Annotated in this window: 8 protein-coding genes and 1 pseudogene; all 9 read left to right on the top strand. The window is 56.8% G+C overall.

Annotated elements, in window-relative coordinates; translation table 11 throughout:
* A pseudogene (locus tag VGU61_RS00205) lies at positions 1 to 166 on the top strand (type IV pilus biogenesis/stability protein PilW); the annotation flags it as partial.
* Complete coding sequence (locus VGU61_RS00200; protein WP_326857060.1) at positions 159 to 1,118, top strand: RodZ domain-containing protein; 960 nt, start codon at positions 159 to 161, stop codon at positions 1,116 to 1,118. The pseudogene VGU61_RS00205 and the gene VGU61_RS00200, both read left to right, overlap by 8 nt.
* Before the next feature lie 8 nt (positions 1,119 to 1,126).
* On the top strand, positions 1,127 to 2,413 hold the full coding sequence (gene ispG / locus VGU61_RS00195) for a flavodoxin-dependent (E)-4-hydroxy-3-methylbut-2-enyl-diphosphate synthase (protein ID WP_326857062.1): 1,287 nt from the start codon (positions 1,127 to 1,129) through the stop codon (positions 2,411 to 2,413).
* 13 nt (positions 2,414 to 2,426) lie between these two features.
* Complete coding sequence (gene hisS, locus VGU61_RS00190; protein WP_326857059.1) at positions 2,427 to 3,773, top strand: histidine--tRNA ligase; 1,347 nt, start codon at positions 2,427 to 2,429, stop codon at positions 3,771 to 3,773.
* Positions 3,774 to 3,785: 12 nt separating this feature from the next.
* Positions 3,786 to 4,436, top strand: a complete 651-nt coding sequence (locus VGU61_RS00185) for a tetratricopeptide repeat protein (RefSeq protein WP_326857058.1) — start codon at positions 3,786 to 3,788, stop codon at positions 4,434 to 4,436.
* 18 nt (positions 4,437 to 4,454) lie between these two features.
* Positions 4,455 to 5,678 carry an outer membrane protein assembly factor BamB gene (bamB, locus tag VGU61_RS00180; protein ID WP_414691570.1) on the top strand — a complete coding sequence of 408 codons (1,224 nt, stop codon included), beginning with the start codon at positions 4,455 to 4,457 and terminating at the stop codon, positions 5,676 to 5,678.
* A gap of 6 nt (positions 5,679 to 5,684) precedes the next feature.
* The gene (gene der / locus VGU61_RS00175; RefSeq protein ID WP_326857057.1) at positions 5,685 to 7,028 is read left to right on the top strand and encodes a ribosome biogenesis GTPase Der; all 1,344 of its coding nucleotides are present in this window, start codon (positions 5,685 to 5,687) and stop codon (positions 7,026 to 7,028) included.
* A 117-nt stretch (positions 7,029 to 7,145) separates the two neighbouring features.
* A complete protein-coding gene (hfq, locus tag VGU61_RS00170) occupies positions 7,146 to 7,382 on the top strand; it encodes an RNA chaperone Hfq (RefSeq protein WP_326857056.1) in 237 nt (78 codons plus the stop codon).
* 27 nt (positions 7,383 to 7,409) lie between these two features.
* Positions 7,410 to 8,443, top strand: a 1,034-nt coding sequence (gene hflX / locus VGU61_RS00165) for a GTPase HflX (RefSeq protein ID WP_326857055.1), incomplete at its 3' end; no start/stop codon positions are given.

The following is an 8,443-nucleotide window of genomic DNA, read 5'->3' as shown; positions in this document are numbered from 1 at the left end:
CATGAAGGCGGACATCATGACGGCGGACGTTCTTTGGTTGGCAATCAAAACCGAACGCAAGCTTGGCGACCGGGCGGCTGAAACCAGTCTTGCAACCCAGTTGCGCAGACGGCATCCAAATTCGGTCGAATACGCGGCCTTACAGCGCGGAGCCTTCGATGAGTGACTCGGCATTTTCTCCGCCGACGCCCGATGGCGGTAACGAACCTGAACGCGCCCCAAACAAACCGGGTGCGCAACTGGCTGCGATGCGCGAGGCGCGCGGGTGGTCTGTTGAGCAAGTGGCAAGTCAACTTAATCTGGCTCCAAGGCAGGTTCAAGCGATCGAGCGCGACGACTATGCCGCACTGCCGGGGATGGCAATCGCGCGCGGCTTCATACGTGGCTACGCAAAGCTTTTAAAGGTTGATCCTGCGCCATTGCTTGGTGCAATTCCTGGCGAATCTGGTCAGGCTGGCCAAACCGTCGCTCCTCGCAAAACCATATCTGCCCCCTTTGCTGAAGCGCGACTCCCTTCAATGATGGAACGTACGGCGTTTCCGCATAAGGGCAAAATCATTTTTGCTGTCATCGCACTGGCTGTGGCGTTCGGTGCCTTTAAATTTTTCCAAGACCGCCAGCTTCCGGAATTGTCGGAAGCATTGTCATCCCAGTTCGAGAAGCAGGCGGCAGCGGTATCCGGGAAAGCCTCGGAGTCAGGAGCGGCGGGCACGTCCGACACGGTTGCTTTGGGAACGGACGCAAACCCATCGCCAACCGCCGCGAATTCCTTGCCCGGTACCCAATCGGCGCAACAGGCATCGCCTGACCAAGCCGCTGCTTCCAGTGGCCAGGCCGTTTCGTCAGCGCCTGTTCCCGCCGGGAGCGCCGCCTCAACTGCGCAGAACGTATTGGTTTTGACGTCACGGGAAGATTCCTGGGTGGAGATACGCCGTGCCGATAAGAGCATCGCGCTGTCGAAAGTCATTAAATCCGGACAAATCGAGACAGTCGAATTGACTGGACCGGTGTCAGTGGTAATTGGCAATGCGCGGGGTATTGATATGACCTTGCGCGGTGAGCCAGTGGAGTTGAAGGCCGGATCCACGAACAATGTTGCGCGCCTCAAGCTGAAATAAGTATGAATATGCCGCCAGATTTTTCTCCGATAGCATCCGGTCCGCAACCAAGGCGTGCCAGCCGAATCGTCATGGTCCGCTATGGCGCGCGTGAAGTCGCGATGGGCGGTGATGCGCCGATCGTCGTGCAGTCGATGACAAATACCGATACGGCCGACGTGATCGGTACGGCGATTCAAGTAAAGGAGTTGGCTCGGGCGGGATCGGAAATGGTTCGCATCACCGTCAATAATCCAGAAGCCGCAGCCGCCGTACCCGCGATCAGAGAGCAATTGGACCGCATGGGAGTGGATGTCCCGCTGGTGGGAGATTTTCACTACAACGGACACAAGCTCCTGACGGACTATCCTGACTGCGCCCAGGCGCTGTCGAAGTATCGTATCAACCCTGGAAATGTGGGGCAGGGTGCGAAACGGGACACACAGTTTGCACAGATGATTGAAGTGGCGTGCAAATACGACAAGCCGGTGCGCATCGGTGTCAACTGGGGCAGTCTCGACCAGTCTCTTCTGGCCCGCATCATGGATGAAAATGCCCAAAGGGCGCAGCCATGGAGCGCCCAGGCAGTGATGTATGAAGCACTGGTTACCTCAGCAATCGAAAACGCGGTGCGGGCTGAGGAAATCGGCCTGCCCGGAAATAAAATCATCCTTTCCTGCAAGGTCTCGGGTGTGCAGGACCTGATTGCAGTCTATCGGGAATTGGCACGCCGCTGCGATTTTCCGCTTCATCTTGGCTTGACGGAAGCCGGCATGGGCAGCAAGGGGATCGTGGCGTCGACGGCTGCGCTGTCCGTGCTGCTGCAGGAAGGAATCGGCGACACCATTCGCGTATCGCTGACGCCGGAACCCGGAGGCGACCGGACGCGCGAGGTCATCGTCGCACAGGAAATCCTGCAGACCATGGGTTTGCGCAAGTTCACGCCAATGGTTATCGCCTGTCCGGGTTGCGGTCGCACCACCTCCACCGTATTCCAGGAGCTTGCGGACAGAATTCAGACCTATCTGCGGGACCAGATGCCTTCATGGAAAAAGGAATTTCCTGGGGTCGAAAACATGAACGTCGCCGTCATGGGATGCATCGTCAACGGTCCCGGCGAATCCAAGCATGCCAACATCGGCATCAGTCTTCCGGGCACCGGCGAATCGCCCGCGGCGCCGGTGTTCATCGACGGTGAAAAGAAGGTCACCTTGCGCGGCGAACGTATTGCGGAAGAATTTCAAGCCATCGTGCTGGACTACGTCAAGGCGCGGTATGGAAAAGCGGCCATTGGACAAGAGCCGGCCGCACTTTAATCACTCAAGCAGAATGTCAGAAAATAAAAAGGCCGACAAAATCGTCGGCGTCAAAGGAATGAACGATATCCTGCCGGCCGATGCGCCGCTGTGGGAATTATTTGAAAACACGGTTCAGTCAGTGCTGAAGAGCTATGGCTTTCAGCAAATCCGCACACCGATTGTCGAGCCGACGGCATTGTTTGCCCGTGGACTCGGTGAGGTGACCGACATCGTTGAAAAGGAAATGTATTCCTTTGTCGATACGATGAATGGCGATCAATTGACGTTGCGCCCCGAGAGCACCGCCGGCGTGGTGCGCGCCGCTCTTGAGCATAATCTTACTTATGATGGCCCCAAGCGCCTTTGGTACGTCGGTCCGATGTTCCGTCATGAAAGACCTCAGCGCGGCCGCTACCGGCAGTTTCACCAGGTTGGTGCGGAAGCCATCGGTTTCACCGGTCCCGATATCGACGCGGAACTGATCATGCTCGGTCAGCGCTTATGGGACGATCTTGGTCTGCAAAACATCCGGCTGGAGTTGAACTCAATCGGAAACGCCGATGAAAGAAACAGGCATCGTGCCGACCTGGTTGCGTATTTCGAGCAACACAAGGACTTGCTCGATACCGATGCGCAACGGCGGCTGCATACCAACCCATTGCGCATCCTGGATACGAAAAATCCGACCATGCAGGAAATGGTCAACGGCGCGCCGAAATTGCTCGATTATCTGGGCGAGGAATCCCGCGCGCACTTTGACGGTGTACAAAACATCCTCCGCCATAACAGTATCCCGTTCACCATCAACACAAGGCTGGTGCGCGGCATGGATTATTACAACCGGACCGTATTTGAATGGGTCACTGATCAGCTCGGATCACAAGGCACGGTATGCGGTGGCGGGCGGTACGATCCGCTGATCGAAATGTTCGGCGGCAAGCCCACGCCGGCCTGCGGATTTGCAATCGGCGTGGAGCGCGTGCTCGAGTTGATGAAGGCGAACGGCGAGAAGTTCGACCCGAATCAATGCGACGTGTACGTCGTGCACCAGGGAGAGCAGGCACAGTTGCGCGCTTTTGTGATTGCGGAGCGCCTGCGCGATGCCGGACTCGACGTGGTATTGCACTGCTCGGCCGCAGGCTCTGGCGGCAGCTTCAAATCCCAGATGAAGCGTGCGGATGCCAGCGGCGCCGCATATGCGGTCATCCTCGGCGAGGATGAAATTGCCAAGGGCAAGGCGTCCGTCAAGACGCTGCGCTCCGCGGACGTCGCAAACAATCAAACCGAAGTCGAATTCGACGCCGTGCCGGACTATCTGCTCGACCAGATCATCTGCGGCGACGGCTGCGATCACCCCGAACATCATCATCTACATTGACGGCAAATCATCATGGCATACGATCTCGAAGAACAGGAACAACTAGCGACCCTCAAGGCCTGGTGGAGCCGATTCGGCAATCTCGTGATGTGGGGGCTTATCCTCGCGCTCGCGGCTTATGCCGGCTGGTCCGGCTGGAATTATTACCAGCGCAACCAGGCAACCCAGGCGGCCCAGCTGTACGACGAACTGCAAAAGGCGGTTGCGGCGAAAGACAACACTAAGGTCCAGCGCGCGGCGACAGACCTGACAGGCAAATTCGGCCGGACGGCATACGCGCAAATGAGCGCGCTTGCGGCTGCGAAGACGGCGTTCGATGCGAACGACCTGAAAACCGCCAAAGCCCAATTGCAGTGGGTTATCGACCACGGCCGCGACGCAGAGTACAAGGCGATCGCGAAAATTCGCCTTGCAGGAATTTTGTTGGATGAGAAGTCGTTCGACGAAGGGTTGAAACTCCTGGCAGGCGACTTTCCCGCCCAGTTCGCAAGCGCCGTGGCGGACCGGAAAGGAGATATCCTTGCCGCTCAAAACAAAATCGATGAAGCACGTACCGCGTATCAGCTTGCACTCGAAAAAACAGATCAAAACAATCCGAGCCGGCAGTTGATTCAGTTGAAGCTGGATGCAATCGGCGGCGCGCCGGCGAAAAATGTCGGTTGAATGCGTTAAGGGGAAAAGATGCCTATTGCAACACACATAGCAGCAAAATTGCCGCTGAAACTTTCATTGCGACCTGTCCCGCATTCCGCTGTGAAAGTGGGTTGCGCATGGTTGATAATGGCAGTGCTGTCCGGTTGTTCCACATTGTCGTCGCTCAATCCCTTCGCCAGCAAGCCGGAGCCGCGCAATCTGCCGGCGCCGCTCGTCGAATTCTCACCATCCATGAACGTACGTACCGCGTGGACGGCCTCGGTCGGCAATGCGGGAACGTTCACATTCTCGCCGGCGGTCACGGACGGAAGTGTATTTGCTGCGGGGGCCGACGGCACGCTGGCCAGATTGAATGCTGCAACAGGACGAGACCTGTGGCGTATCAATACCGGCATGCCTTTGACAGCCGGAGTCGGCACCGACGGAACGACGGTGGCCGTGGCCGGCGCCAAAGGCGTCCTGCTGGCATATGATGCGGAAGGCAGGCAGCGCTGGAAGGCGCAGGCATCGAGCGAGATTTTGTCCGCACCTGCTGTTGGACAGGGACTGGTTATCGTTCGCAGCGTAGATAACCGGATCGCTGCTTACGATGTCGAATCCGGAGCACGCAAATGGGTCGCCCAGCGACCGACGCCGCCATTAACTCTGCGGACTTCCCCCGGTATCGTCATCTCAGAACAAACCGCTTACGTTGCCTTGCCTGGCGGCAGATTGGTGGCCCTGGCGATGTCCAACGGTGGCGCGCGCTGGGAAATCGCGGTTGGCGACCCGCGCGGCACGACCGAGCTGGAGCGGATCGCTGACGTCTCGGGTGCGCCAGTGATCGCCGGCAACTACGTTTGCGCGGTGTCATACCAAGGCCGCGTCGGCTGCTTCGATGCTTCGAACGGCGCGCCGCGCTGGGCCAAGGAATTATCAAGCGATGTCGGCCTCGGTATCGATGAACGTTTTGTCTTCGCGGCTGACGAACGCGGCACAGTGACCGCGTTTGGACGGGATAATGGCGTCGGCGCCTGGCGCAACAACAAATTGGCGCATCGTCGTCTGTCTACCCCGGTATCGTTCGGTCGCGCAGTTGCGGTGGGCGATGGACAGGGATACGTTCACTTCCTTTCGCGGGAAGACGGTTCATTCCTGGCGCGTGTCGCGACTGATGGCAGCAAGATTATTGCTGTTTCGCCCCAGGTCAGCGGCGGCAATGCAATTTTTCAAACCCAGGCAGGGAATGTTGTCGCACTAGCGGCAGAATAGAATTCAATGAAGCCGGTAATCGCTTTAGTAGGACGACCAAACGTCGGAAAATCCACGCTGTTCAATCGGCTCACCCGGTCACGCGATGCACTCGTGGCCGACCTGCCGGGGTTGACGCGCGATCGTCACTACGGCGAAGGGCGGGTCGGAGAGCGCCCCTTTTTGGTCATCGACACCGGAGGATTCGAGCCGGTTGCAAAAGAAGGGATCATGCATGAGATGGCGAAGCAGACCAAGCAAGCCGTCGCGGAAGCAGACGTTGTCATCTTTCTTGTGGATGGCCGTCAGGGACTGACACCCCACGACAAGACGATTACGGATTTCCTTCGCAAATCCGGCCGGTCCGTAATGCTGGTCGTTAACAAGGCGGAGGGAATGAAATACACCTCCGTCACAGCGGATTTTTATGAACTGGGTCTGGGCGATCCGTATGTGATCTCCGCTGCGCACGGCGACGGTGTGACAGACCTCGTCGAAGAATCGCTGAACCTGGCGATAGCTCAGCAACCGCAACAGGAAGATGATCCTGAAGTAGCGGCGAGGGGCGTCAAGATAGCGATCGTAGGCCGTCCGAACGTCGGCAAGTCGACGCTCGTCAATACCCTGCTCGGCGAAGACAGGGTAATCGCTTTCGACATGCCCGGCACGACCAGGGATTCGATCGAGATTCCGTTTGAGCGGGATGGCAAGCAATACACATTAATTGATACCGCCGGGATACGGCGCAGGGGAAAAGTTTTCGAGGCTATCGAAAAGTTCTCGGTGGTCAAGACCCTGCAGTCGATATCCGAGGCAAATGTCGTGCTGCTGCTGCTCGATGCTCAGCAGGATATATCCGAGCAGGACGCTCACATTGCAGGTTTCGTACTCGAGACCGGGCGGGCATTGGTGGTTGGCATAAATAAATGGGATGGCCTGCCGTCCGACAAACGCGACGAGATCAAGCTCGATATTGAACGGAAACTCAGCTTTCTGTTTTTCGCAAAATTCCATTTCATCTCCGCGCTCAAGTCGACCGGTATCGGTCCGCTCATGAAATCCGTCGACGATGCCTACGCAGCCGCCATGGCGAAGCTTTCGACGCCTAAGCTGACACGTGCATTGATCGAAGCGGTGGAACACCAGCAACCACGCCGGAAGGGATCTATCCGGCCGAAGCTGCGCTATGCGCATCAAGGCGGCCAGAATCCGCCGATCGTTGTTATTCACGGCAATGCGTTGGAGGCGATTGACGCAAACTATAAGCGCTATCTGGAGAAACACTTTCGCGAAACTTTTTCATTAGTTGGCACTCCATTACGTATCGAGCTGCGTTCAAGCAAGAATCCCTTCGCCAAACATGAAAAATAGGCATTCAGTTGGCAGGAAGCGTTAAAATCGATTACAGTCGTATGCCGTACCCAAGAGGCACTTGAAATACCGTCATGTGTCACCAACTCCACATCACAACAACACCATGGAGCTGCCATGAGCAATAAAGGGCAATTGTTACAAGACCCCTTCCTGAATGCCTTACGTAAAGAGCATGTCCCGGTTTCCATCTATCTTGTCAACGGGATCAAACTCCAAGGCCATATTGAATCTTTCGACCAGTACGTCGTTCTACTGCGTAACACTGTTACGCAAATGGTTTACAAACATGCCATTTCCACAGTTGTCCCAGCAAGGGCCGTTAACATTAGTCTTGAGTCAGACGCGGAATAAATCATTCACCCGCCGACTTCCCCTACTATGCGCGCTGCATTAGTCGGCGTTGACTTCGGCAAAGGCGACTTTGCCGCGAGCATTGAAGAACTGTCCCTGCTAGCGAAATCGGCAGGGGCGGAACCGGTTACCAATATCATCGGTAAGCGCGCAAGCCCTGATGCGGCGCTGTTTGTCGGATCCGGCAAAGCCGAAGAAATCGGTAAGGCCGTCGCTGACAATCAGATCGAACTGGTCATCTTCAATCACGCACTATCTCCTGCCCAGCAGCGTAATCTCGAACGAGCCCTCAAGGTGCGCGTCATTGATCGCACCAGCCTGATTCTGGATATCTTCGCGCAACGCGCAAAGAGCCATGAAGGTAAGGTGCAGGTCGAGCTTGCACAGTTGCAGCATCTCGCAACCCGTCTCATCCGTGGCTGGACTCACCTTGAACGGCAAAAGGGTGGTATCGGTCTGCGCGGACCGGGCGAAACGCAGCTCGAGACTGACCGTCGGCTGCTTGGTGACCGGGTAAAGGCATTGCGCATAAGGCTGGATAAGCTGCAGCGGCAGCGGGAGACTCAGCGCAAGGCGCGGAATCGCAACAATACCTTCTCGGTCTCGCTGGTTGGCTATACCAATGCCGGCAAATCGACCTTGTTCAACTCGCTGACCAAGGCCCGCGCTTATGCAGCGGACCAACTATTTGCGACCCTCGATACCACTTCGCGCCGGATCTTTCTCGGTGAGGCCGGCAACGTCGTGATTTCCGACACGGTAGGATTCATCCGGGAATTGCCTCACCAACTGGTTGCCGCATTCCGGGCGACACTTGAAGAAACCATTCATGCTGATTTGCTGCTTCACGTCGTTGACGCGGCCAGTCCGGTGCGTCTGGAGCAGATTGACGAGGTCAATTCGGTTCTGAGGGAGATCGGCGCAGATCATATTCCGCAGATTCTTGTATGGAACAAGATTGATGCCGCTGGACTAGATCCGGCGGTGGAACGTGATGAATATGATAAAATCCAGCGAGTTTTTATCAGCGCCCAGACTGGGGACGGCCTCGATTTACTGCG

This window comes from Noviherbaspirillum sp. (genome assembly GCF_035944575.1).
In the GTDB taxonomy this organism is placed as follows: domain Bacteria; phylum Pseudomonadota; class Gammaproteobacteria; order Burkholderiales; family Burkholderiaceae_D; genus Noviherbaspirillum.
The sequence above is the reverse complement of the archived record's forward strand: the minus strand, read 5'-3'. Positions and strand labels throughout refer to the sequence as shown.

Coding starts and splice junctions, on each gene's coding strand:
- VGU61_RS00200 (WP_326857060.1), top strand. CDS start 159: ATGAGTGACTCGGCATTTTCTCCGCCGACGCCCGATGGCGGTAACGAA.
- ispG (WP_326857062.1), top strand. CDS start 1,127: ATGCCGCCAGATTTTTCTCCGATAGCATCCGGTCCGCAACCAAGGCGT.
- hisS (WP_326857059.1), top strand. CDS start 2,427: ATGTCAGAAAATAAAAAGGCCGACAAAATCGTCGGCGTCAAAGGAATG.
- VGU61_RS00185 (WP_326857058.1), top strand. CDS start 3,786: ATGGCATACGATCTCGAAGAACAGGAACAACTAGCGACCCTCAAGGCC.
- bamB (WP_414691570.1), top strand. CDS start 4,455: ATGCCTATTGCAACACACATAGCAGCAAAATTGCCGCTGAAACTTTCA.
- der (WP_326857057.1), top strand. CDS start 5,685: ATGAAGCCGGTAATCGCTTTAGTAGGACGACCAAACGTCGGAAAATCC.
- hfq (WP_326857056.1), top strand. CDS start 7,146: ATGAGCAATAAAGGGCAATTGTTACAAGACCCCTTCCTGAATGCCTTA.